Origin of the sequence: Liquorilactobacillus sucicola DSM 21376 = JCM 15457 (assembly GCF_000612445.1) — a bacterium.
Taxonomy (GTDB): Bacteria; Bacillota; Bacilli; order Lactobacillales; family Lactobacillaceae; genus Liquorilactobacillus; species Liquorilactobacillus sucicola.
The window spans coordinates 344,189-369,513 of sequence record NZ_BALC01000002.1 but is presented as its reverse complement, the minus strand read 5'-3'; the positions used below and the strand labels follow the sequence as shown (position 1 = coordinate 369,513).

General features: G+C 37.3%; 26 protein-coding genes, 1 pseudogene and 1 other annotated feature. Of the genes and pseudogenes, 2 read left to right on the top strand and 25 right to left on the bottom strand.

Translation table 11 applies throughout. The annotated features are described in order from the left end of the window. Positions 1-69 precede the first annotated feature (69 nt). Positions 70-1,226 (top strand): annotated as a pseudogene (locus JCM15457_RS11650) (CobW family GTP-binding protein). 464 nt (positions 1,227-1,690) lie between these two features. On the opposite strand, the gene JCM15457_RS05005 reads toward JCM15457_RS11650, so the two are convergent. The 15 genes from JCM15457_RS05005 to JCM15457_RS04940 all read right to left on the bottom strand — a co-directional run bounded on the left by JCM15457_RS05005 (position 1,691) and on the right by JCM15457_RS04940 (position 12,727). Further along, positions 1,691-2,476: a CPBP family intramembrane glutamic endopeptidase gene (locus tag JCM15457_RS05005; RefSeq protein ID WP_051993290.1), complete on the bottom strand. Its 786-nt coding sequence runs from the start codon at positions 2,474-2,476 to the stop codon at positions 1,691-1,693. 140 nt (positions 2,477-2,616) lie between these two features. Next, a complete protein-coding gene (locus JCM15457_RS05000; protein WP_051993289.1) occupies positions 2,617-3,258 on the bottom strand; it encodes a helix-turn-helix transcriptional regulator in 642 nt (213 codons plus the stop codon). A 232-nt stretch (positions 3,259-3,490) separates the two neighbouring features. Beyond that, a complete protein-coding gene (locus JCM15457_RS04995; RefSeq protein ID WP_034988239.1) occupies positions 3,491-4,171 on the bottom strand; it encodes a histidine phosphatase family protein in 681 nt (226 codons plus the stop codon). Beyond that, positions 4,171-5,208 (bottom strand): uroporphyrinogen decarboxylase family protein, encoded by a 1,038-nt coding sequence (locus JCM15457_RS04990; protein ID WP_056967364.1) that lies wholly within the window; start codon positions 5,206-5,208, stop codon positions 4,171-4,173. The genes JCM15457_RS04995 and JCM15457_RS04990 overlap by 1 nt, the downstream gene beginning before the upstream one ends. Positions 5,209-5,222: 14 nt before the next feature. Beyond that, positions 5,223-5,969 carry an energy-coupling factor transporter transmembrane component T family protein gene (locus tag JCM15457_RS04985; RefSeq protein ID WP_051993288.1) on the bottom strand — a complete coding sequence of 249 codons (747 nt, stop codon included), beginning with the start codon at positions 5,967-5,969 and terminating at the stop codon, positions 5,223-5,225. A gap of 37 nt (positions 5,970-6,006) precedes the next feature. Then, positions 6,007-6,873: an energy-coupling factor transporter ATPase gene (locus JCM15457_RS04980; protein WP_034988234.1), complete on the bottom strand. Its 867-nt coding sequence runs from the start codon at positions 6,871-6,873 to the stop codon at positions 6,007-6,009. Then, positions 6,870-7,721, bottom strand: a complete 852-nt coding sequence (locus JCM15457_RS04975; RefSeq protein ID WP_034988232.1) for an energy-coupling factor transporter ATPase — start codon at positions 7,719-7,721, stop codon at positions 6,870-6,872. Before JCM15457_RS04975 ends, JCM15457_RS04980 begins: the two co-directional genes overlap by 4 nt. A 24-nt stretch (positions 7,722-7,745) precedes the next feature. After that, the gene (locus JCM15457_RS04970) at positions 7,746-8,189 is read right to left on the bottom strand and encodes an ECF transporter S component (RefSeq protein WP_369384615.1); all 444 of its coding nucleotides are present in this window, start codon (positions 8,187-8,189) and stop codon (positions 7,746-7,748) included. Positions 8,190-8,200: 11 nt separating this feature from the next. After that, on the bottom strand, positions 8,201-8,335 hold the full coding sequence (locus JCM15457_RS12605; protein WP_369384606.1) for a hypothetical protein: 135 nt from the start codon (positions 8,333-8,335) through the stop codon (positions 8,201-8,203). A gap of 285 nt (positions 8,336-8,620) precedes the next feature. Beyond that, positions 8,621-8,862: a binding site (T-box leader), on the bottom strand. Between the two features lie 578 nt (positions 8,863-9,440). Next, positions 9,441-9,971, bottom strand: coding sequence for a hypothetical protein (locus JCM15457_RS04965; RefSeq protein WP_034988230.1), 531 nt, complete (start codon positions 9,969-9,971; stop codon positions 9,441-9,443). Between the two features lie 262 nt (positions 9,972-10,233). After that, positions 10,234-10,599, bottom strand: a complete 366-nt coding sequence (locus tag JCM15457_RS04960; RefSeq protein ID WP_034988228.1) for a type II toxin-antitoxin system RelE/ParE family toxin — start codon at positions 10,597-10,599, stop codon at positions 10,234-10,236. Next, positions 10,592-10,939, bottom strand: coding sequence for a type II toxin-antitoxin system RelB/DinJ family antitoxin (locus tag JCM15457_RS04955; RefSeq protein ID WP_235725579.1), 348 nt, complete (start codon positions 10,937-10,939; stop codon positions 10,592-10,594). Before JCM15457_RS04955 ends, JCM15457_RS04960 begins: the two co-directional genes overlap by 8 nt. Before the next feature lie 286 nt (positions 10,940-11,225). After that, positions 11,226-11,696, bottom strand: coding sequence for a hypothetical protein (locus JCM15457_RS04950; RefSeq protein ID WP_051993287.1), 471 nt, complete (start codon positions 11,694-11,696; stop codon positions 11,226-11,228). A gap of 453 nt (positions 11,697-12,149) precedes the next feature. Further along, on the bottom strand, positions 12,150-12,323 hold the full coding sequence (locus JCM15457_RS12140) for a hypothetical protein (protein ID WP_161633662.1): 174 nt from the start codon (positions 12,321-12,323) through the stop codon (positions 12,150-12,152). 212 nt (positions 12,324-12,535) lie between these two features. After that, positions 12,536-12,727, bottom strand: a complete 192-nt coding sequence (locus tag JCM15457_RS04940) for a hypothetical protein (protein ID WP_235725578.1) — start codon at positions 12,725-12,727, stop codon at positions 12,536-12,538. 199 nt (positions 12,728-12,926) lie between these two features. On the opposite strand from JCM15457_RS04940, the gene JCM15457_RS04935 reads away from it, so the two are divergent. Further along, positions 12,927-13,547 (top strand): LexA family protein, encoded by a 621-nt coding sequence (locus JCM15457_RS04935; protein ID WP_034988223.1) that lies wholly within the window; start codon positions 12,927-12,929, stop codon positions 13,545-13,547. Between the two features lie 157 nt (positions 13,548-13,704). Here JCM15457_RS04935 and JCM15457_RS04930 read toward each other — a convergent pair whose 3' ends face one another. The 10 genes from JCM15457_RS04930 to pflB all read right to left on the bottom strand — a co-directional run bounded on the left by JCM15457_RS04930 (position 13,705) and on the right by pflB (position 25,278). Further along, positions 13,705-14,385: a fructose-6-phosphate aldolase gene (locus JCM15457_RS04930; RefSeq protein ID WP_034988221.1), complete on the bottom strand. Its 681-nt coding sequence runs from the start codon at positions 14,383-14,385 to the stop codon at positions 13,705-13,707. Between the two features lie 348 nt (positions 14,386-14,733). After that, positions 14,734-15,522 carry a glutamate racemase gene (gene murI, locus JCM15457_RS04925; RefSeq protein ID WP_034988220.1) on the bottom strand — a complete coding sequence of 263 codons (789 nt, stop codon included), beginning with the start codon at positions 15,520-15,522 and terminating at the stop codon, positions 14,734-14,736. 190 nt (positions 15,523-15,712) lie between these two features. Next, a complete protein-coding gene (locus tag JCM15457_RS04920; RefSeq protein WP_034988219.1) occupies positions 15,713-16,879 on the bottom strand; it encodes a pyridoxal phosphate-dependent aminotransferase in 1,167 nt (388 codons plus the stop codon). Positions 16,880-17,236: 357 nt separating this feature from the next. Next, complete coding sequence (locus JCM15457_RS04915; RefSeq protein WP_034988218.1) at positions 17,237-17,779, bottom strand: biotin transporter BioY; 543 nt, start codon at positions 17,777-17,779, stop codon at positions 17,237-17,239. Positions 17,780-18,026: 247 nt separating this feature from the next. Further along, entirely contained in the window at positions 18,027-18,356 is a 330-nt protein-coding gene (locus JCM15457_RS04910; RefSeq protein ID WP_034988216.1) for an ASCH domain-containing protein, read from the bottom strand. 474 nt (positions 18,357-18,830) lie between these two features. Next, complete coding sequence (locus JCM15457_RS04905) at positions 18,831-19,598, bottom strand: DeoR/GlpR family DNA-binding transcription regulator (RefSeq protein ID WP_034988214.1); 768 nt, start codon at positions 19,596-19,598, stop codon at positions 18,831-18,833. A gap of 197 nt (positions 19,599-19,795) precedes the next feature. Next, the gene (locus tag JCM15457_RS04900; protein WP_034988211.1) at positions 19,796-20,716 is read right to left on the bottom strand and encodes a manganese-dependent inorganic pyrophosphatase; all 921 of its coding nucleotides are present in this window, start codon (positions 20,714-20,716) and stop codon (positions 19,796-19,798) included. Positions 20,717-20,752: 36 nt separating this feature from the next. Further along, on the bottom strand, positions 20,753-21,718 hold the full coding sequence (locus tag JCM15457_RS04895; protein WP_034988209.1) for a LysR family transcriptional regulator: 966 nt from the start codon (positions 21,716-21,718) through the stop codon (positions 20,753-20,755). A gap of 376 nt (positions 21,719-22,094) precedes the next feature. Further along, positions 22,095-22,892, bottom strand: a complete 798-nt coding sequence (pflA, locus tag JCM15457_RS04890) for a pyruvate formate-lyase-activating protein (RefSeq protein ID WP_034988207.1) — start codon at positions 22,890-22,892, stop codon at positions 22,095-22,097. Between the two features lie 127 nt (positions 22,893-23,019). Next, complete coding sequence (gene pflB, locus JCM15457_RS04885; protein WP_034988205.1) at positions 23,020-25,278, bottom strand: formate C-acetyltransferase; 2,259 nt, start codon at positions 25,276-25,278, stop codon at positions 23,020-23,022. Between the last annotated feature and the right edge of the window lie 47 nt (positions 25,279-25,325).

Sequence of the window (25,325 nt, the reverse complement as noted above, 5' to 3'; positions counted from 1 at the left end):
AATTAGGTCAAATTTCAACTTTTGCCCCCATTTTCCTCGTACTTTAGAATTTCCAAAAATTACAGAGAGATGGTAGTTATGAGCAAAAAAATTCCTATAACAGTTATTTCGGGATACTTAGGTGCAGGAAAAACCACGCTTATTTTGCACTTGCTGAAATGCAAAATGAATAAGCGCATCGGCATTGTCGTTAATGATTTAGCATCGGTCAATGTTGATAAAAAGGCTATCTGCAACAGCCCTTATTTTTCCGAAGCAGATCGGCTGATCCCCATCACTGATGGAACTATCAGTAATAAACATAGGCAAAAACTAATTGATGCTGTATATGATCTTGCAGCGTCTGGTGCTGTAGATTTGATTTTAGTCGAGTCTTCCGGTGTCGTGCAGCCTGATATAGTTGCCGCGTGTATTGTCAAAGGTCGAACGTCAACTGCACAAGAATTGGACAAAGTTTGTTATTTAGATACGAACGTCACTATTGTTGATGGCTTTAGAATTTTACAGCAATTCTTGCCTGGACAAGGGAAATACAATCAGAATTTTGTTGAAAGCAATCAATTGATCGTAAAGCAAATAGAATTTTGTGATGTTCTTCTGTTTAATAAAATTGATTTGCTGACCCTTGAACAGAAAAACTATTTACAGGAAATAGTACGTCAAATACAACCGACAGCTAAATTTTATGCAACAAAATTCTCACAAATTGCTGTTGCCAAAGTAATTCAGACCCATCTCTTCAACGCACAATCGTCTTTGAATGAACGTAACCTGTCCGATCCATTGCGACTCTTAAACCAAAACGCCGAACCGCTGCTAAAAATTGATTCCTTCGTTTATCGCCGGCGCCGCCCTTTTCACCCGCAGCGCTTTAATTCATGGCTTGATCGCTGGCCGCCTGAGATCACACGCTGCAAGGGTGTCATGTGGCTCCAAACTCAGCCTCCAGAGTGTTTACTATCTCACAATCTGGGCGGGCAATGGACATTATCCCTTCAGGTTATTGGATCGCAACGCTTAAAGATTGGGAAATCAAGAAGATGTTTACCATCCGCAAAAACTTAGCCGCCATTTGGGATAAAAAATTTGGCGACCGCATGATCGAATTAGTCTTTATCGGTCAATACATGAATAAGGAACAAATCATCCATGATTTGGATAAATGTCTATTTCGTGAAAATGAGCCATTGGATATTTTAAGTGATCCCTTCAAATTGAAGTACTGAGAAACTTGAAGGATCTTAACACTACTGATCCATTATAAAAACTGGCAAATTGCTTGATTAGTCGTAGCCAGATGCAAGGATTCACTTACTAAAATACCTATAGATGTGTTCCGGAAAACGGACCACTCTGTAAATATCCAAAAACGCCAGGCTGATTTTAAAATTAACCCGGCTTTTTTGGTATATTGTGCTCATTGTCTTCTGTGCTTGGTTACTTTTCATCAAAGCAAGTGATGTTAAGCTAGTGTCGAATTCGGAATGTTACTATACTCCTCTTTACTTAAACGAGTGTGTGACATAAGTCGGGAAAATTTGAGTAATAACTCGAAATCACGAACATAGCGAGTACTTTGCCATGAGTAATTCGAAGTTAGACGGAGAGTTTGACTTATGGAACACGTTTATACGGAATAAAACAGGAGCTGTGCCAAAACTTAACTTTTGGCACAGCTCCATCCTAATTCTTAACTATGAATAGCTGCGCGTTTACTCTTAAGCAGCATCCACTGTTCGGCATTTCCTATACCTAATACAGCAAGTCCTAGGACAATATATGCACACATGATGAAAAGGGAGTTTATCACATTACTAATAGTTAAATGCTTGATTGCCGTCCCCGTTATACCTGTACTTACAACAACTAAATAATCAACAAAAAAGTGCATAATCATTGGAAAAAGGAGACTGCCCTTCCTAACATATAGACATCCTAGCAGAAAGCCTAGACCACATACCTGAATCATTTGCAACATAGTCGCTGGTAATCCATCAGACCGCGCATTTCCCAGATGATACAAACTAAACAAGATGCTGGATGCAGCTATTCGAACTAAAACGGTTTTTGTTGTGCATTTGACATAAGCTATGTCGCTCATTAAACTGCCTAAAACAACACTTCTAAATATATATTCTTCTGAGATGCACGCTATAAGTCCAATGACAAACGCACCTTTTACGTTAGATAAGCGGCTGATTGACCCTAACGACAATGTCACAAGCATAATCAAAAACATAACATATGAATTTTTTCCTATCTTCGTTTTCCATCGCGCTTTTTCATGAATCAGAAGGCTATTTAATATCACTGCGACCAAAAACTCAAACAACTTGAACCACGTTTCGAATAACAAGTATGAGCCTTTGATGTGAAGCATATTGCTTAAGGGTGCAAAAATAAAATCATCAAAAATCATGAGAATTACTAAAAAAGTAACTATTCTTATATCTATTTTTCGTAAATTATGTATCATATCAAAATCCTTTGAAAAATTATAGTGGAGAAACTTACAAAGTTAAGGTACTGCGATATCGCGATAATCGGTATTTGCTAGATAACAGCTGTACTGCACTTGTAAGACATTATGAAAGAAAGATACTTCTCTAATCTTCTTTACATAGAGGACTTATGCTTGTTATCCAATACAGGTAACAGAAAAATCATCAACCACAGAGAAAACGCTGGAAGTGCCTTCTTTATAACATAACCTGTCCAAAATCCGATCAAATAAGCACTACGCACCTCATCTTTCGGGCTTGAGAATAATTGAGTTGCTTGCAAACCGAAAGTAACAATACCAATAAAAAGCAAAATCACGCCTTGCTTCCATGTTATTTGTGAGATAAATTTCTTAAATTTTATGGGCAAGTGCAGACACAACACGTAAAAATTTATCCAAAAGATAATTTCAATTGTTTTTTCAAAAGGTAAATTAGTCCATACAAAATCCGCATAAATCAGAAATAAGAGAATACTATTAAGCAAATAACTATAACGAAAAATATAACTATTCTTCTTATCAGCCTGAAAGCTGTCATTGTACTGCTTTAACATAATTTCATCCTCTCTTAGCAACTTGTCCAGTGAAATGCAGTAAACATCGCTTATTTTAATCAAAGTATTAATATCAGGGTAACTGCGCCCGTTCTCCCAGCTAGAAATTGTCTTCCTAGAGACAAAAAGTTTGTGCGCAATTTCTTCCTGTGTAAAATGATTTTGAACACGCAATGATTTCATTTTCGTCTTAAAGTCCATTCGTTCACCTCCCACTGAAAAATATGCCCCCATAGACCAAAAAAAGCAAGCTATGATCCTTAGACATAGCTTGCTTTTGGCAATCTAACAACGTTTTTCACTCAAGTAACATATGACAAAACTTACGGATATTTACACTAAAAGAGCAGTAGCAGGGCTCAGAGTATGTATTACAAGGGCTGTCAAAAACTGACAGCATAATTAAAAGGGGGTAAATTTTAGCCTAACTCCGCTATAAATCTTTATTCAAAATATTGAACTTCTCCGCAGCATATTCCACCTCTATTACTTCACCATTTTTTAATGGTGTTTGGAAAGTTATTCGATCATTTATACCATTTAAAAAAGTTAAGATAGTCAGTCCGTGAGAAACTACCAATATATTTTGTTCTCCTCTGTTCAGATGTCTTGCTGCAATTTTTCTTAAATATTCATCCACTTTTCTTTGTATTGCAGGAAAATTTTCTGGATAGCCCAGTCTATCTAATTGTTCGACGATCTCAGAGAAGCTGTGAAAACTAAAATTTTCTTGTAGACTATTCTCTCTATTATATTGAGGTACTTTAGCAATAATTTTTCTGATAAATTCAGCTTTAGCGCTACCCTCATTACTGCCATAACACCATTCTCTTAGAATATCTGTCTTACTATGTTTGACTTGATTGTTTTGTTCAGCAAGAATGATCTCACAGGTTTTGACTGCACGTCCGCTATCGCTAGAATAAGCATGACAAAAATTATTTTTACTCAGAGATTTAGCAACATTCCCTATTCTTTTTTCCCCAAGCTCCGTTAAGGGTGAATCTGACCATCCCTGAATTTTGTTTAACTTATTGAATAGAGTCTCTCCATGTCTAACAATAAATATTTTACATTTATTCGGTGGCACTGCGCTGTAATCTCCCTTTAACATTATTTTTTTCCATTGACTACTGCTTGCTTCAAAGCCCAGATCGATTCATCGTTTGTTACAACAGGTAACCCGCAGCCAGCAGTCAGAATGAAAGGGAGCCCTTTACGAGCATCTGCTGCTTTTTGAGCCTGATTTAAAATCTTATCCCTATTATTGTCCTTAAATAAATTTTGATCTACGCCACCAGCAGCTATTTTTTCATTTAGCCACGGCATATCTTTCTCCAAAGAAGGGGTATGTTCTTCCTGATCTGCCCAATGTATGATATCTATATACTTGTTTTGTGAGAATTTTTCTGGGTGTGATGCAGGACCGCATGTATGAAACATAACGGTTCCTCCTTTTTCTTTAATCGTTTCAAATATTTGGTTATCATATGGTGCCGAAAATTCAGCGTAGACATCTGCAGCCAGCTCTCCTTCGTCTCCATGCCCAAAAATACTATAAAAGAATCCATCTATTTCATTCTCCAGTGTATCCCTAACGTACCTTTTTAAAACTTCGGTTATTTTTTCAAGAGCGCTTTTTACCCCTGCAGGATTTTTCTCAATTAAAACATTTAATTCGCTTTCTCTTTTGCTTTTTGGCTTGTTCACTCCAGGATATGGATTATGCCCTGCTAAAAAAGTTAAAATACATAAAGGTGAAAAAAGGGTTTGTAAAATAGGAATATTATCTCCCACTCCTTTTCTGACTCTTTTAGCTAAAAGCACCTGCTCATAAAAGGGGTTATACTCGGCGGCTTTTTCCTGCAAAAAAAAGTCTAGATCTTCTGCTCTTTTTATTGGATAATTGACCAATTCAGGTAAAACATCCGTGTAGTTTTGTTTATTGTAGATGTTTCCAAAGGCTTCTGCATAATACGTTGCTCTTGGATTAACCTTAATGAAGTCCCATTCATATTTTTCTTGAAACGCGATAATTGTATCTGCTAATGCACGGTAGTCATTTTCAACTTCCACAAAGTGCTTCCATGTACTTACTATCGGTCTTCTATTACCAACAGCAACCAACAATTGCTCAAGTCTATTACTCATTTTTTCACGCCTTTTTATTTTTGTATAATAATTATTATCGAAAAGAACAATACTATAATAATTCCACAAAACAGATCTCGCTTTTGATACTTCAATGGATTTAACTTAGTCCTTTTGATTTTCTGATTGTAACACCTGCATTCGATTGCATTAGTTAAATCAAAAGCTCTCCTAAATGAAGAATAAATAAGTGGGACCAGAATAGGAAAAACTTCTTTGATTTTCTGGGTTATTTTTTTACTTCCGAAACTTGCTCCTCTTGCCCGTTGCGCATCTTTAATTTTTTGGACTTCTTCTGATAAAGTCGGAATAAATCGAATCGCAAGTGTTACCATCATCGCAAAATCTGTTATTCTTACTCCAACTCTTTCCAGTGGAGACAGCAAGCTCTCAATCCCACTCGTAATATCAGTTAAAGATGTTGTAAATGTCAAAATCGAACTTCCCATAACCATTAGCAAAATTCTTAATGATAAAAACGCCGAAATTTCAATTCCTTGTTTGGTTATTTGAAATATCCAAGCCGACCAAATCACATCACCCGAAGTATAAAGAATGTTGAAAAAAGAAGTAAAAAGCACGATGGGAATAATCGGCTTGGTGCTTCGCAAAACAACTAGCAGCGGAATCCGCGAGCTAAGAGTAATTAACACTAGAAATATTGTGTCTGCAACGAACCCGGCAATACTATGCGTTAAAAACAGCAGCAGGATCCATAAAGCCGTCGCAATGATTTTAGTTCTAGGATCTAGCCTATGCACAACGGATCTTCCTGGAATAAACTGACCAATCACTGTGCTATTCAATTGATTTCACGTCCTTTAACAATCTTATTATTTCAGCCTTCGTGTCATTGTACCGATAAATATTGGTATTAACTGAGGGATTTTTTTGAGCCAGCATACTTAAAATACTCGTGGTGATCGGAACATCTAAGCTCATGTCGTTCAATCTTTCAGTGTTGCTGAATACTTGAGCCGGAGTCCCTCGCAATAGAATATTCCCATCATCTAAGGCAATAAGCCTTGTGGCATACTCCGAGATATCTTCCATGCTGTGTGAAACTACAATAATGCTGCTACTTGTTTTAGCCTGATACTCTTTTAAGCTTTCGTAGACCTGTTTTGTAGTTTTAGGATCTAATCCAGCTGTAGGTTCATCTAAGATCAATACTTCTGGTTCCAGCACCATTGTTCCTGCCAATGCTACCTTTCTCATTTCTCCTCCAGATAATTTGAAAGGTGATTTTTCCAAGTAGCTTTCCTGCAGTCCTACAATTTTTAAAACTTGTCTGATCTTTGATTCCTGTTCTTCTTCTGGCACACCTTTATTGACAAGTCCGTACGCAATATCCTTTTTTACAGTTTCACAAAATAACTGATGCTCCGGATACTGAAAAGAAACACCTACCTTAAAGCGAAGATGTTTCAAATCAAATCCCTTTTTCCAAATATTTTCTCCCTTGTAAAAAATCTGCCCTTTATCAGGCTTTAATAACCCGTTGCAAATTTTTATCAAGGTTGATTTACCGCTGCCTGTGTGCCCTATTACACCTATAAAATCATTTGCATTTACTTCTAAAGAAATGTTTTTAAGAACTTCTTTTTCAAAAGGCGTATTTTTTCCATAAGAATATTGAATATTTTCAATTTTTAAAAGATTCATGCTCTTACCCCTATATCCTTTTGAATTGCCTGTACAAACTCTTCTTTAGTCAAAATCAATTTTTTACTGTCTGTCAAATACCCTTCAGCTTTCAAGTCAAGCGCTAGTTTAGTCACGGTTGGAATACTTAGTCCCATTGCTTCAAGCTCTTCTCTGTTTTCAAAAACAATCTCCGGTTTATCATCGAATCTAATTCTTCCCTTATTTAAAACAATTATTCTGTCAACAGAAGCTACCTCATCTAACAAATGAGTTGTCATTAAAACTGTCACGCCATATTTTTGGTTTAGTTCATGAATTATCTTTAGAATATCTTTTCTGCCCTTAGGATCTAACATACTAGTTGCTTCATCGAAAATAATCCCCTTAGGCCTCATTGCTAATATACTGGCAATGCCTATACGCTGCTTTTGTCCGCCAGAAAGCTGATATGGAGGGCGTTTCCTGTACTCATACATATTAACTATCTTCAAAACCTCATTAACTCTTTTTTTAATTTCCTCCCGCGGCAGCCCAAGATTTTCTAAAGCAAAGGCTATGTCTTCTTCAACTATTGTTGAAACAATTTGATTTTCAGGATTTTGAAACACCAGTCCAACTAATTGTCTGATATCCAGCCATGTCTCTGGGTCCTTAGTGTTCCATTTTTCATCAATAAGCACCGCACCTTTTTTCGGTCTAATAAGTGCATTAAAATGTTTTAGAAGTGTTGATTTTCCAGAGCCGTTAGAACCAAGGATCCCTACCATTTCCCCTTCTTTGATCGAAATATTTAAATTTTCAAAAATCAGTCTTTCCTGTCTTGGGTAGTGAAATCCCAATTTTTCCGTCTGAATTATACTTCTCATTTTTTCATTCCTTTATCAAAAATTCTAGCTTTCAGAAGCATCTAAAAATATCTCCAATGCTTTCTTGACGGGAATGTAGAGCAGGCTAACTATAATTACAGTAGAAATAGAATTAATCACCGTAGCAGGCAAGCTTAGAAATGAACTTGTTACAGCGGCACCTAAACCACTTCCGCCAAGCAGCAATTTGATAACTCCCTCAATGAATGACAAAATAACCTTAGTAACACCGGCAGCCACTGCAACCAATGTGATATTTAATATTTTGCTATCATTGTATTTAACCAACCTAAAACTTTGCGTTACAACCAACGCAACTACAAATACTTCGATGATAATAATCGGCGCTTCAGCAGCATAGCCATTCAAGACATCGAAGATACCTAACCCGATCGATCCCGCAATCGCTCCCTTGTAGAATCCTAAGAAAAGCACCGCTAGCACTACTAGAGAGTTTCCAAAATGGATAAATGGCGCTCCTACAGCGGCTGGTAAAGGAATTCTAAAAAATTGAATTCTAGATAAGTAATAGCCGCAAACAATCCAACCAATACAATACTTGCTACCCCGGAACTTGCATAATTTACTCGTTTAATTTCATTTTTTTCGGACATAATTCTCTTCTCCCTTTATGGAGCTGGGTCAAAAGTTAAGTTTTAACCTAGCTCATCTATTTATTCCGCATGAACATGTTCCATAAGTCAAATTCTTTATCTACCTCAAGTTACTTATAGCAAAAGATTCGTTTTGCAAGGTACTTAACTTATGTCACACTCCTTTCTAACAATTAAATTTTTTCTTTTAATATATTCGAATAATTCTTTGCATATTCTGCTTTTCTTTCCACCCCCTAAAAAAAAACGTCCTCCAAAACAAATAATGTTCAACATTGATCTGCTTTGGAGGACGCTTTTGCGTGTTACCACCTCTTTTTTTAGGAAACATTCACATGTTTCCCCTCTTCAAGTACAAAATAACTATACTCTAGCACTATATCCGGTGCACCGGTTGTGATTTAAAGTTTTCCCTGTCAATCACAAGACTCTGCGGCCATTTTCAGTACAAAATTCGTTGCTCATTTTCACCAACCTGAGCTCTCTTAAAACGTTTTTTATCTTACTTCCCGCGTCACAGTCACTACTATTCTCTTCATACCTCAGTTTCAAAATCGATCGATGTGCCACTTGCTACATACTTCTAATATCTGCACCTCAGAAAGAATAGTCTTCAATTTTAATTGCAGAACTCATTCTTTATTCTAATCGAAATGTAATTCATTTTTTGTAATGTTAATTTAGTTTTTACTTATTGTCAAGTGAAATTTTTTATTTAACAACTTTCAAAAGCAAAAAAGATTTCAATTGTCCCTTGGATACGGGAGTTTCTCCATATAGGACTTTTTACAGGATGCATATTCCTTGTATATATAAAATATTCTTTCTTACTAACACATTCATAGAAAATCCCACGTCTTCTGTATAAGCTGGAAAAAAGCATGTGCTAAATATTGACTTAGGATCAGAAGCACGTAAGTCCCTAGAGTTAAGTGGGCCTAAAAACCGAAGAATTTCATAAACTAGCTTTTGATATAATATAAAAAGTACTAGTCGCATCCAATACTTCGTGAAATTATTGACTAAGCATCATTCATTTTATTGAACAATTTATTCGTAATTTCCTCATAGAAACGTTCTTTATACAAATTCTATACTTACTGGCTTATTCAATCTTTAGTTGCACTGCTCGTTGGCATATCCATTTTATACTCGTAGTCAATGCTTTATCCAAATTATCTCCATCAGAGCCTGGTTTTGTTTGAATGTACTTGACGTTCTGCCCAATATATTGTGATTCTTCCTTATTTTCATCCAAATCATTGCTAGGATATAACACAAGCAATGCTGCTACTGGTCGAACATCTCTCAATACCCCAGATTTCTGGTTCTCAAAATAAGATGAACTCGTATCATTTACATACGAAGTAACCTGTCTTTTCAAACTCTCTTTATTTCTTACTTTTTTCAGTATTGTACCTAGTTTCATATACTTGGCATCTAACAGAATGCTACCCAAGTAGCTCCTATTTTTATTAAATATATCCAGACGAATATCAGACTTGTTTCTTTTAGAAACCGTTGTTAATGGCTTATCAAAGCTGGCCTTTCTGCCATAAGCGGGAATTTTTTGATTACACGTTAGATTTATAATAAGGTCATCCGATAAAAATCTAACTTGTGTATCTTCAGTCAAAAAAGGTAGTTAGCTATCCATATTTTGGTCGTATATCCAGCCATTTACAGGCTCAAAGTTCAACCTAACTACAGATTTAATAACCTGAATATATGTCCGAATCTCATACAACTGAGCTGTTTTTTTCCAGTAGTGTTGATACTGGTTACTTAATACAAAATTTCCCTAACCTCTCAGAAACATTGATAAAATCCCCCCATATCTCGCTTATAGATATGGGAGGTTATTATTTGTATTTAATTTTTTATGACCCTTAAATTAACTAACATAAGTCACTGTGTGTGCCAATCGCTACTAGATAAACCTGATCTAGTATTTGTGCATACACCAACAAATGATCGCCATTATGGCCATCGAAATGTAATTTCAGAACTTTAAATTTTACATCTTGTCCTGGAACACGCTTTTTAAGCTGTTGTATCACTTTCTTAGGCAAATTCAGTGGGTGTGCATAGAAATATTCTGGAATGCTCTTATCTGTTAAAAAGCAGTCAATTATGTAATCCCAAGGAGAACGTGCCTCGGTATCGAAAGGTACCTTTCCATTAAAAATTGGCCGCCATCTGGGATTCTTCTTCACAACTTTATATTGCCGTTTAAACTGAGTGGTTGGAGTTATTTTACTCATTTAACAACTGTTCTAAGTCTTGCTTATTGGTCGCGCTCTTTAACTCTGTGGTCCCTGCAAGGTCGTCTGCCACCTCAGTTAATGACCTAGCGACCTGATTGTTTGGGAAACCATAATATTGTGGTAACCCATTGTTAGCCACAGTTGTCACAACTATCCGCATGAATTCGGACATAGTTAACCCGTGTTGGGCCAGTTGTTCCTGGGCCTTTTTCTTAATTACTGGGTCGATTCTAGTGTTAATTCTGGAACTAGTTGCTGTGTTAGTCATTATCATCAGCCCTTTCTTTTTAAATTGTACACCATTTGTCACACAAGGTAAAAAAATGTTCTTGTACAACAAATTGCCCCACCTATCAAATATTTTAATGTCTTAAAGAAGTTCAAGACGCATTACTCAATAACTTCAAAGCTGGCAGACGTAACTACACCGTTTTTCAAGTCGGTAAAGCTACACCCTAAAGATCTGTAGCTTAAAACAAAATAATTTAATTTTGCTCAAATAAATTATATAGTGCTCAATTTATACTACGATCTAACTAGACTCAAACTTTTTTGTTCCATTTGATTACTTTAAGACATCTAAGAGTCGTAATAATATTTTGTCTTCTCATTAACACAAAATGTTATTTATGCTTACACTTTTTTAATAGTGAAATACCATAGAACAACGGTGCAAAAATAATAAAAAGAGTACTAACAAACAAACTTTTTGCCAAACTGTATCCCCATCCTGCAGCATTACTATAAGTTTGGGTAGTTGTCGTCGTGTATTCCCAAGGATTTACCGATACACTATTCGATGACCATTTTCTGTTTTTATGATTTTGCGCTAAATCTTGGTGATATAGATCAAGTGCTTTTTGCTTGTAGGACACAAATTGTTCGTCGTCTGCCTTAAACCAGCTTGGATGTGCAATTCTAAAAAACGGCAACACTAGCATCGTGATTAAAAAATAAATATCATAAAATTCAAAATGGTACCTAAAAGGATAAAGGGACAAATTTTGTAAATATAACAGAATAGCAAAAAAACTTAACAAACCTGTGATAAAATAACCTAGCAGCTTGAATAAAACATAAATATTCCTAATCATATTATCTTCTCCTACATTCACTCTTTTTCACGTCTAAAAGTAACGAACAGCTCGCAACTGACTGTTTAAAAAAGCGAAATCAAAGCGGCTTAGTCAGCCCAAACTCTCTTAAAAATACTACAATCCTCGTGCATTCTTCACATGAATCTTTTTGCTGATCTACCCTATCCTTCAAGCAACCAAGCTAGTATTACTCCAAAAACAAAGAAAATTGCTTTTGCAAATAAATTTAAAATCATAATCATTACCGTTTTGACCTGCTCCTGAACCTAATTATAATTACAAGCATAATACATTGCAATAATTGCAAGGCAATTTATAAAAAGTGGTGCGCAACTAACTGAAAATCTTAATTCGCAATATTTTTATGCAGCCAACAAAAAAGAGCAGCCGCATTAGCTACTCTGAAAAATACTTTTTTCAGGATTTTCTTTTTCATTTTCGCCTTCTTTCTCATTTCTTCTTATCTATTGTAGTACGCTGAATATTCTTCTGGTCAAGTGTCTTTTTCAGTTTACTAAGCTCTGCTTGAACTCCAAAAACAGCTTGTGTAGTTTCAGTTATTTTCTCACCAAATTCAACACTATCAATGTTTCGACCTGCCTCCACTAAAATTTTGTTGTTCAAAACGTTGCCAATAAAAATGATAAATGAACAGTGTGCTTGTGATCAACGTTAGATCTGCAGTAGTAAATGATAAGCCAAATTTAAACTTAATATACGTAAGACCAAGAATTAACACAAAAGTCACCAGTGAAATCCAAAAGTTTACTTTGTTTTTATTAGCATTCCATAATTTTCGCATTGCATCACTCCCTCATTCTAAACATAGATAGTTTTTACTGACACTGTCCTATCTTGTATACCCTAACCGTTCCTTCATACTTGGTTCTCTGTGCATAGGTCGGACTGGCCTTAAAAAGCAGTGTACCGACTGTAATCTTGTTTCGGCGAGCCAATTCATGCAGAGTCCCCACATCAATAAAACTATCACCACGATAAATCGCATAAATAGACGCTCTTCGTGCCATCAGCATTCCCCCATTTTTGACAGATATAAGCTAACTGATCAGTCTGTTCTTATAAAAGCTCATGATATTGTTCACTTAAGAGAACACAGTAAATCTAACACCAGTGTTCTCTTTTGTCAAAGGTTACTATAAAAAGAACCATTGTTCTCGATTAAGAACAATGGTATACTGAAAACATATTAAAAGAGGTGGTTAAAAAATGAAATCTAATGCAGAAATTGTTTCTGCCATGCAGCAGCTTGCCAAACAGCAGCAGATCTCAATCAGCGAATTAGCTCGCCGCGTAAAAATGGCCAAGTCTGCTGTTTCAAAATACTTCAATGGTTCGCGCTCTTTCCCTTTAAACAGACTTGATAGTTTTGCCAAAGCACTAGGAACAACTTCTGAGCACTTGCTAGGCATCGACATGCCATCTAATATGGTTCCTATTGCTGGGGTAGTTAAAATTCCTGTCATCGGTGTGATTGCTTGTGGAGATCCCATTACAGCTGACGAAAACATTGATGGTTATATCGAAGAACCGAAAGAAACCCTGCCTTCTGGAAATCTTTTTTATCTGCATGCTAAAGGAGACTCGATGGCACCAACCATTCCTAATGGTGCAAATGTTTTAATTCGACAGCAGCCTGAAGTTGAAGATGGTGAAATTGCAGCTGTGTTACTTACAAATGAAAATGAAGCAACGCTAAAACGAATCAAACATACTGATAAACTAATCCTATTATTGCCAGACAATCCAAAATATGATCCGATCGTTTCAACGCCTGAAAATCCTATTAAAATTCTTGGGAAAGCGATCCGCTTCATTTCCGAATTGTAAACTACAAGATAAGAATGGGAGAGGCACATAAGTTGATAATAAGCCTAAAACTTAACTTTTGCCTGCTCCCTTTTCATTTTAAAAATTTGTTATACGAGTTGGTGCTTTTGCATAGCCCAATTTAAAAACGCTTTAATTACAGAAGGACTTCGCTAATCTACTTTAACGTCGCAATCGTCTCATCACCATAGAGTTCCGCCCAATCATTTTTAAAATCCGAAACAGCTTCTGCGATCAATGGAACATTCAATCCTGTATCAATTACATCCGGACCAATCGTAACTGCTTGCGCGCCATTTTTTATCGCATCTGTCACCTGACCAACATTATGAAAACTCGCTGCTAAAATTTTAGTCTGACTAGTACTGGTTTTGATCACTTGTGCAAGCTCCGTGATTACATGATCCGCAGAAATATTCATATTCTGCATCCGATTATAATATGGGGCCAGATAATCAGCCTGAGCTGCCATTGCCAGTTCTCCTTGGAATACTGTATAAATAGCCGTTGCTGTCACACGCAAGCCTTCATTTTTCAAAACTTTAATTGCAGTTAGTCCTTTTTCATCTGTCGGTATTTTCAAGTACACATCACGGTCGATTTCTGCCGCAATGCGATGAGCATCAGCAAGCATCTCATCTACAGTCGCCCCAACTACTTGAACATGAAGTGCCTTGTTCTTGCCGATAATTTTACGAATTTTACGCAAATGATTAAAAAAATCAATTTTTCCTTCTTTTTTGATAATCGTAGGATTTGAAGTCACTCCGCTCAACGGTAGTATCTCGTTGCATCTTCTTATCTGCTCTAAATTGACCGTATCCACTAATATTTCCATCATGCTGCCTCCCCTTTATTTTTTCCAAGCATAGCAAGTATCAAGTCCATTAAGCAAAAAAATTTGTCCTGCTTAAGATTAATATCTGCATTATTTCTCCAGAAATAGCACCTAATACATATTGTCTGTGAGTGTCCTAGCTTTCAATTAAAATAGTTATGCGCACACACAATTATGGTCAGATCAAATATTTCAAGTATTATCTAGATGTTCAAGAAAACGTTTTCTAAAAATAAAGTATAGACCTTGTTGATATTAATAACAACTTATTTATGCACCAAAAGAGGAGTTGGGTCAAAAGTTAAATTAACCCAACTCCTCTATTTCTTCCGTGTAAACATGTCTTTGTTATTTTTCTTGCAAACCATCGAAGAGTTTTCTGCTCAACTCAATCTTGTCTGTCCCAGACTCGCTATTGAAAAATGTAATCTGGCCCTGGTGATTATTACTTCGCAACAAGTCCTGTTTCTGTAACACTCGCTGAAGTTCTCGTGCTGCACCAGGTCCACCATCAATGATGAAAGGTTTTGGTCCCATGACATCCCTAACGGCATTTTTTATAAATGGAAAATGGGTACAGCCCAAGACGATTGCATCGGCTTTCCCCTTATATTGTGCTAGGATTTTCTCAAGATAAGCGTGAACTGCATCTGATCTCAATTCCCCTCGTTCAACAAACTCTACTAGGGTAGGTGCAGGTACTGGAACCAGTGTTGCCTGTTGCTCATACTTTTTCAACAGTTGTGCGAATTTTTCTTCACGCAAAGTCAGTGGAGTCGCCATAACTAAAACCTGAGAATGCCGCTTGCGTTCGACAGCAGGTTTTACAGCTGGCTCCAACCCGATAACTGGCAGTTCAGGATAACGGACTCTAATATCATCAATTGCGGCACTTGTCGCTGTATTACAAGCTATAACAATTGCTTTGACCCTTTTCTTTAAAAAATACTCTACAATTGAAAAACTTAATTTTTTCACTTCTTCAGTCGTTTTGATGCCATAAGGTGCATTTTTAGAATCACCATAGAATATGAAATCTTCTGCTGGCATTAAGTGGTGCAGATTTCGTAGAACACTTATCCCACCGACACCCGAATCAAAAACTCCGACCGGAAAGTTTTTTTTAGAGTTCTCCATAATTTCAACTTCCTTTTCCAAAAATATTCATAGTAATTAAAGCTGTGCAAGCAAAACGCCCAAGAATTGATGCTTAATTCTTAGGCGTTTATACCCAGGAGTCTTGCTCTTAAAAACTGGATAACTGATCAGGGGCTAAAACCTTACATACGTTTACTTGATAATAATTAAACAGCTTTAATTTTTCGATTCAGACCTGTGCAGCAACATATTGCTGGATACGCTTAGCAGCTTCCTGCAGATTTTCCATGCTTGCAGCATAACTGAGTCGAACATAACCTTCCCCACCAGCACCAAATGAGACCCCAGGAATCAACGCGACCTTAGCATCTCGTGCCAAGCTGCGAACAAACTTCCACGAATCCTGTATACAGTTCTCTGGTATTTTGGCAAAAACATAGAAGGCTCCATCCGGACTTGCCATCTTAAAACCGACTTTCTTCAACTCCTGAATTAGGAAATCACGACGTTTAGCGTACTCTTTCAACATGACACTGCTATCTTTCTTGCCATTTTTCATAGCTTCCAAAGCTGCATACTGAGCGTTAGCCGTCGATGCAGTTACCATGTATTGATGCGACTTAACCACTTGTTCGATAAAATCCTGCGGTCCCATAATGTAGCCAATCCGCCAGCCTGTCATTGCATGCGACTTGGATAGACCATTAATGACAATCGTATTATCAGGTGCAAATTCAGCAAGGGACACATGCTTTCTATTATATGAAAGCTCTGCATATATTTCATCGCTGACTGCCCAAATATCTTGCTCCTTAATAACTTCTGCCAACCCCTTCAACTGTGCACGTGTGTATGCGACACCGGTAGGATTGCTGGGATAGTTCAAAACAACTGCTTTAACATGTGCCAGCGGGTACTCTTCAAAGACCTTACGCAACCTTTGCGGAGTCAGGATAAAATTGTCATCACTGGTATCGACTGTGATAACCCGACCGTGATTAACCAATGTGTCAGGTATATAAATAGGGAAAACTGGTGTTGGTATAATAACAACATCTTCCGGATTTAAAATCGTCTGCAGGCTAGCTGCTATAGCTTCCGTCGCACCTAAAGTTGTTACGATCTGCTCTGGTTTATAATTAAAACCGAATTTTTCGTTGTAATAGCTGGCAGCAGCTTTTCTCAATGCTGGAATACCAGCATTAGGTGTGTAATGTGAATGATTATCTTCGATTGCTTTAATCGCTGCTTTTTTAATGTGATCTGGTGTATTAAAATCTGGTTCGCCTAAGGTCAGCTTAATGATTCCAGGAATACTACTAACCTCAGTATCGAATTGTCGGATATCAGAAATCGCGATTTGTTCGACTCTATTATTAAATTTATTTCTTTTCATTTTATATCTCCCCATAAAAACAAGATAAGAATCTGAGAAAACCATTTCTTCTAATTATATCACGATATTGAGAGAAAAGAATAAACCGGAACTTGTTTTCAATCTAAGCACCTGTGCTGCAATGAGATGTTGTGCTCTATACCCAGTAATCACATTTCAGAACACAAATTGAACGTGTGCCAGAAGACGAGCAAGCGCGAACAGTAAAAAAAACCCCAGGTTAATTGTAAAATCAACCTGGGGTTTTTGGATCTTTGTACAGTTGTCTGCCTGTAAAAAAACGTCCATACGTATTTTAAACAAGTAAATCCTTATTATTTTGCAAAATCAACAGTTGCTTACAGCAAACTAATATTATTAAGCAGCGATGTCGAACCGCTTGATCTTCTGTAAACGTCCCGCAATCAAAACAACAAGGATAATTTTGACTAGCGCTGGAATAACAAATGGTACCAATCCAGTCATAAATGCTGTTTTAACGGACATTCCTAATACCGGAACCATCCACAACGAACCAATAATAAGATTCAATGCAGCGCCCAACACATTAGCCACAAACAAATCTACCGTCTTGCGTCCGCGAAACTTCAAATAGAGTGATGTTACAATCGCATAGATTACAAACGAATACAAGTAGCCCGCTGTTGGACTGATTAAAACTGCTGCGCCACCTGAAAAACCAGCAAATACAGGTAAGCCTACAGCACCCAACAGAAGATATGCAACTACTACTTCAAACGCATAAAGCGTCGGAAGTAGAGATGCGATCAACCCAACCGCAAAAGTTTGCAAGGTGAGTGGAACAATAGGTAGTGGGATCGTGATCTGCGAACAGACAATCAATGCTGCCAACAACAGCCCCGCTAGCGTCAATTTATGTAATTTTTCTTTTGTCAACATTTCAAAAAAACTCCTTTGTTTATTTTTAATAGAATAAGCATATACTATCCGTCTAAAACCGTCAACTTAAATGTGCATTATAGTTAACTAAAGAGCGAAAAAAATTCCAGAAACTCTATTCACGTTTCCAGAACCATTATATTCAGACTCATTCTCTTAAGGTAAGACCACCTAGATCGGATCCTATTTCATTTCAACTACACTCACTGCCAGTATGGCTTCTTGACTTCTAAATATTCTTTATTTTTTAATCATAATTGGGCTTTAAAACCCGCATTTTTACCGCAAGTACCCCATGTTTCTTGACATCATTTTGCGGATAAATTTTGTCCAGACTCTCTAGACTGAGCCCGATAGCTGTTTCCGAGTAAACCTTGTAGACATCTGCAAGTTTCTTGAATTTTTTTATGCTCCAAGCACTCGCCAAAATCATATCTTCTTCGTTACTCTTGCGGTGAATAGCAAGAGTGTCTCCCACACTGAAGTGCTTCATTTCTTCTTCATTCAAAAAAATTTCAACCGTTTTTGTCCCACTTGAAATTTTCTCAAACAACACATCATCCAATAGTATATCCACAATAATCGACCTCCTGCAAAACGTTAGTTAACTAGTTGCTTAGAAACTACTTGACATAAGGTACCTATCCGGAATAAAAATGCAATAAGGAATATTCAGAAATAAATCTCACTCAAAGTAATTATTGAGCAAGCAATAAAAACAATGCAAGGTTACAATTTGAATACATGGCGCACCCTTTCAAAAAACGAGTAGTATCTAAAGTAATTACCCACCTCTGACAAAGCTTAAAGCCAGCCCTATTCCAATATCATCCAAATCATATAAGTAAGATATTATGCTTTTTGCTAAAATTTAGCAAGTAAAACGGCCTTTTGAAATCAAATTCTTTAACTAAAAAAACAGTAAAAGTCAACTAACTAGACTTTTACTGTTTAAAAATTTTTTATTTGGATACTGCATTACCAATAGCTCAAACACTTGGAGTTGCACTGCAAGATAAATTAGCTTCACTACTAAAGCAAAATAATTATTTTAGCTTAATGTATCTGAATTGGCAATCTTAATCTCTGTGTCTTCTGGAAAAATACTACGTTCTTTTGCACTTAAGACCTTATCGGTAATAAACATTGAAATTTTACTTGGTGAACAGATGCTGTAATAAGAGGTGTTAACGAATTTCTTGTGTTCAGCTACTAGGATAACCTTGCGTGCACGTTTTACAGCTGTTCCAACTACTTCAGCATCTCCTTGGTTCAGCAGGTATATTCCGTTTTCATCGATCCCCGATGCCGCAATAAAAGCTGTATCAAAAGCGACCTTATTGAGTTCTTCGATCGCTGAACTTGAATAAAAGAAACGATTTTGGTGATCAAGCGTTCCGCTTAAAGTTTTAACGGTAATTTTGCTTTTTTCCGCCAGCGCCATGCAATTGTCCAGCGAGTGGGTAAAGACCGTCATTGGCAAGTTCAAGTTCTGACACGTTTTTAACAAGATTGTTGAAGCGTCAACAAAGTAGACATGGTGGGCTTGAAAATAATTAACAGCTGCCAGCGCGATCTGTGTCTTCTGTCTTGTAAAATGCGCTAACCGACTCTGAAAGTTCGGAACCTTATTACCAAAATCAAGTGGTAAAATACCTCCATGTGTCCGCTTGACCTCGCCGCGCTTATCAAGAAGAACGATATCCCTTCTAGCTGTATCCTGTGAAACCCCAAACTCAGACATGATATCCTTAGTCGTTAATTCCTGACGTTCTTCTAGTAATTGTTTAATCAACTCAACTCTTTTTTCTTGGCTCATACATCAACCTCAAATCCCATATGTATTTCAAAGTATTCCTTGTTCATTATACCCATTTTCTTAGATAACTCAAAGCAAATATAATGATTTGCTTATTTTTACGCAAAAGTTAATAACAAAAGAGAACTGGAAACAAACTAATAATTCCAGTTCTCCTTTATCCAATGACACTCTAGCATGCAGTCGCAGTTAAAGCTCTAGAAAGCTTTTTCTAATGGAGGAACAACTTGTTTTTTACGTGAAACAACACCTGGCAAATCAACTTTGTTATCAACGATCTTAACATTGAATGCCTTAGCAACTACTTCTTGTGGTTCGCCTACAACCAGTAAGCGGGTATCGCTATTCAAGATATTAGTTACCATCAGTAAGAACAGGTCATAGCCATTTTCTTTATTTTGTTTCTCAATTGCAGCGCGTAACGCATCCTCGCGTGCAAAAACTTCATCCAAATCAACAGTGTTAACTTGATCTATGCGCACTGTTTTGCCGCCTAACTCAAATGATTTGGCATCTGACGTAATCAGTTCTTCCTCTGTCTTGCTGCCTAAATTCGTCCCAGCTTTAAGCATATCTAACCCATATGTCTCATAGTCAACTCCGGCAATTTCAGCTAACTCCTTAACTATCTCTTTATCCTGTTGAGTTGTTGTAGGTGACTTGAAAAGCAAAGTATCTGAGATGATAGCCGATAACATCAAACCCGCCAATTTTGCAGGTACTTCAACCTTATTCTGTTTAAATAGCTTATAAATTACAGTACTGCAGCAGCCAAGCGGTTCAGCATGGTAGAACAACGGGGCTGCAGTTTCAAAATTGGCAATTCGGTGATGATCAACAACATGCGTTACTTGAACCTTATCAATATCATCTACACTCTGTTGTGCTTCATTATGATCCACCAGCATTACTGCTTCAACTTCATCTCCGGCCGTGGTAATCACCCGCGGTGTCGGTTCATCAAAGTGATCTAAAACAAATTTTGTTTCCTCATTAGGAGTTCCTAAAGCAACGGCTTCGGTATCAGCGCCTAATTTATTTTCTAAATACGAAAATGCCTTAGCAGCAACAATCGCATCTGTATCTGGGTTTTTATGTCCAAAAACTAATTCTTTCATCAAACTAATCTCCATTCTATTTATTACTATCTTGATTTAACCTTCATTGCTCATTTCTGTCAAGCGTGAAATATAATCTTTTTCTGTCAAGTAGTCTTCAAAAGCACGCAAAAAATGTTCAATACGAGGAATCTGATCCTTATCCTTTCTAAACACAAAGGATAGATCAAAGGAAATCTCGGGCTCAAACAAAGCTGTCCACAATTTATCCTGCTTATTATTGTGTGCTAAAACAAAGGACTGCGGCAAAGTTGTATAAACTCCTGTTGCGAGTGCAAAGCGGTAAATCTGTGCTGGCGTAGCGAAATGAGCAGCACTGTAAGGTTTATCAACCAGCTCATTTTTGTAGGACTCCCGAATAATGCTGTTCAAATAATATTGCGGTGGGTAAGTGACCCAAGCATTATCCAACGTGTCCTTAAGCTTGATCCGCCTTTTTTTAGCTAAGCGCTCATCGTGATGCAAAAAGAGCAAATCTTCTTTGATAATTTTTTTAGCCGCATACGGTTTCCAGTTCTTGATATTATCATCAGGAAGGTACATCACGGCAAGGTCGATCGTGTTTTTTTCAAGCCTTTCCCAGATTTCTTTCCGAGTCAGCATATGAAAAATAATTTTAACATCGTGATTTTCCAAATAGTATTGGATGGCAAAATTACTGAAAACTCGATCTTCGATCGATGCCAAGATACCAATGCTTATCTCCCCCTGTGTTGCACTAGTAGATTGCTGAATCTCGTCAGTTGCCCGATTAAGAGCTTCATAAATCTGATGAGTAGCATCAAGCATTGTATAGCCTGCATCTGACAAATGCAACTTTTTGCCTACTGAATAAAACAAAGGTGCCCCCACATTACGCTCTAATTTCTTGATTTGCTGAGTCAAGGCAGGCTGAGTAATCCCCAGTATCTGAGCTGCTTGCGTATAGCTCATCGTGTCCGCAAGTTGGAGAAAATAGCTTAATGTTTTTGAAGAAAAAATATTTTCCTGTTTCGTTTTCATAATATCCTTCCCACTTCTATTAATTTTTATTAATGGTAAGTGCTACATCGAACTTATTGAACACCTTTATAATAAAACAAATCAGTCCATTTTGACAACAAAAAAATAAACTTTTAACATTTAAATATTGATAGCAATCACTTGCTTTCTCATAAAAAACAAGAGCTGGGTCAAAAGTTAAATTAACCTAGCTCCTCTATTTACTTCATATGCACGTGTTCCATAAGCCAAAATTCGCCGCATAACTCGAATCACTCATTAACAAAGCACTAGCTGCATCCATAATTTCGTGTTAATACTAAAATCTTATCGACTTACGTCCCACCTCTTACTTTGAATCTTGTATCGTACTAATGTGTTTTATTAATCTTCAGCCTTAAGCAAGATAGCCTTTATAATCTTCTACATGTAATAATTTTTCTGCGTTTGCAACTCGCTCACTAGTTGGAGGTTCAATGCCTTCCAATTTATACTTTATTCCCATTTCGTGGTACTTATGAACCCCCATTGTATGATACGGAAGAACCTCAACCTTCTTAACATTCTTCAACGTCTTGATATAAGCGCCAAGTTCAGTAAGATAATTATCAAAATCCGTCCTTTCAGGAATTAAAACATGTCTGATCCAGACAGGTTTGTCAATATCTGATAAATACTGGCACAAATCCAAGATGTTCTCATTGCGGTATCCTGTTAACTTACGATGTTCATCCGAATTAATATGCTTTATATCGACTAACAAAATATCGGTTACGTCCATCAAACGTTGAAACTTGTCGAACCACGGCTGTCTGCGAGTGAACGGTTGACCACAAGTGTCCAAACAAGTATTAATACCTAATTTTTTGCACTTGGTAAAAAACTCAATTGCAAATTCGATTTGCAAAAGAATCTCTCCTCCACTTAAAGTAACTCCACCCTTTTCTCCCCAAAATTGACGAAACGGCAGTGCCTTTTCCAGTAACTCAGAAGATGTCATTTCAGTTCCAACATTTTTTTTCCATGTATCGGGATTATGACAAAATTGGCAGCGCATATTGCAGCCTTGCATAAAGGCCACGAATCTGATGCCAGGACCATCAACTGCACCAAAACTTTCGGTTGAATGCACGAAACCTAAAACCTCACCATCTCGCTTAGGAACTTTTCTTTCACGTAAAGGTGATTTAGCCATTGTTCCTCATCCTCTCTTTAAACTTAATCAATAAATACATAAGGAGAGACTGGGACAAAATATCTTTTGCCTTAGCCCCTCCCTATTATTAAAATCAATTAACCAGCGTAACTAAGAACCTTAGCAGTTACATTGTTTCATGGAATGTCCGTGAAATAACATCGTCCTGTTGTTCCTTAGTCAAATCAGCAAAGTATACACAGTAGCCAGAAACACGGATTGTCAAAGTTGGATACTTTTCCGGATGTTTCTGTGCATCAAGCAATGTATCACGTTTGAAAACATTAATATTCAAGTGATGGCCATTGTTCTTCATATAACCACTAATCATGTTAACCAATGTATCCTCTTGCAATTTAGGATCGTGCCCTAAAGTTGTCGGTGTTACTGCGAATGTATTCGAAATTCCATCTGTTGCATATTTGTAAGGAATCTTAGCAACTGACAAAAGCGAAGCTAAAGCACCATTTTGCTCTGCCCCATATGCTGGGTTAGCTCCCGGAGCGAACGGTTCACCCTTCTTACGCCCATCGGGTGTAGATCCAGTATTCTTACCATAAACAACGTTCGATGTAATTGTCAAAACGGAGGTCGACAACTTCGAGCCGCGATACAAGTGGTGTTTATTCATTTTGGTGAACAATGATTTGACTAACCACACTGCAATTGAATCGACTCTTTCATCATTATTACCATATTTTGGAAAATCATTGTCAGCTTTGAAATCAACGGCAATACCATTCTCATCACGAATAGCTTTAACATGACCGTACTTAATCGCTGAAATCGAATCAGCTGCAACTGAAAGACCAGAAATCCCTGTTGCAAAAGTTCGATCAAGCCGTGTATCTTTCAAAGCTAATTGTGCTGTTTCATAGTAGTATTTATCATGCATATAGTGAATTGTATTCAAGGCATTAACATAAACATCGGCCAGCCAATCAAGCATGGCATCGAACTTCTCCATGAATTCATCATAATCAATGTATTCGCTGGTAATTGGAGCATAAGCAGGCCCAACTTGAGCCTCTCCTATTTCGTCCTTCCCACCATTGATTGCATACAGCACAGTTTTAGCAAGGTTCGCACGCGCCCCAAAATATTGAATTCCATTCGCAACTGGTTGTGCAGACACACAGCAAGCAATTGCATAGTAATCTGTGCCCCATTGTTTCAACATCAGGTCATCATTTTCGTATTGAATAGTCGAACTCTCAACAGAAACACTTGCAGCATAACGTTTGAAAGTCTCTGGTAACTTATCGGACCAAAGTAGAGTTATATTTGGTTCGGGTGCTGCTCCCATATTACTCAATGTGTTCAAGAAACGGTAAGCAGTCTTGGTAACATGGTGTTCGCCATCCAAGCCCATTCCCGCCAAAGATAACGTTGCCCAGATTGGATTTCCTGAGAACAGAGAATTATATTCTGGAGTCCGAATAAAGGATACCATTCTTAACTTCATTGTAAATTGATCAATAAGCTCTTGAGCCTGTTTTTCTGTTAAGATGCCACGTTTCAAATCACGCTCAACATAAACATCAATAAATGAATCAATACGGCCAATCGACATTGCAGCACCATTTTGCTGTTTGATTGCAGCCAAGTAACCAAAATACAGCCATTGGATAGCTTCCTGAGCATTTTCAGCAGGTTTCGAAATATCAAAACCGTAAGAAGCCGCCATTTCTTTCATTTGGTTCAATGCCCTAATCTGTCCAGAAATCTCTTCACGCATTTGAATGACTTCATCAGTCATCTCATGGTCTCCAAAGTTATCTAAATCATCTAGTTTAGCTTGCACCAGCCGATCAATTCCATAAAGTGCAACACGTGGGAAATCGCCAACTAAACGTCCGCGTCCATATGCGTCTGGCAAGCCCGTGACGATCTTATAGTGTCGTGCACGCCGAATCTCTGGAGTGTACGCATCAAATACACCTTGATTGTGACTCTTGGTAATATCTGTAAAAATATGCGTCGTTTCAGGATCGATCTCAAAACCGTAAGATTTGAGTGCATCGGCTGCCATACGGATACCACCAAACGGCATCAAAGATTTCTTCATTGGCTTATCTGTCTGCAAACCAACAATCTTTTCACGATCTTTATCTAAGTATCCAGGCCCATGTGAAGTGATGGTTGAAACTACCTTAGTGTCAGCGTCAAGCACTCCACCAGCTGCGCGTTCTTTGAGTTTGATCTTAGTTAACTTGTCATTAAGAATACTCGTATCTTCAGTCGGTCCTTCAAGAAATGACTCATCGCCATTGTATTGATGATAATTCTGCTGAATAAAATCACGAATATCGATTTCTGATTGCCATTGTCCGCCCTTAAAATCATCCCATGCTTTCTGACTAGTTTCTCTTTCCATCTGCTTCATCATAAAAGCCTCCTTGTTAATATATAAGCGCTTTCTACACCTTGATA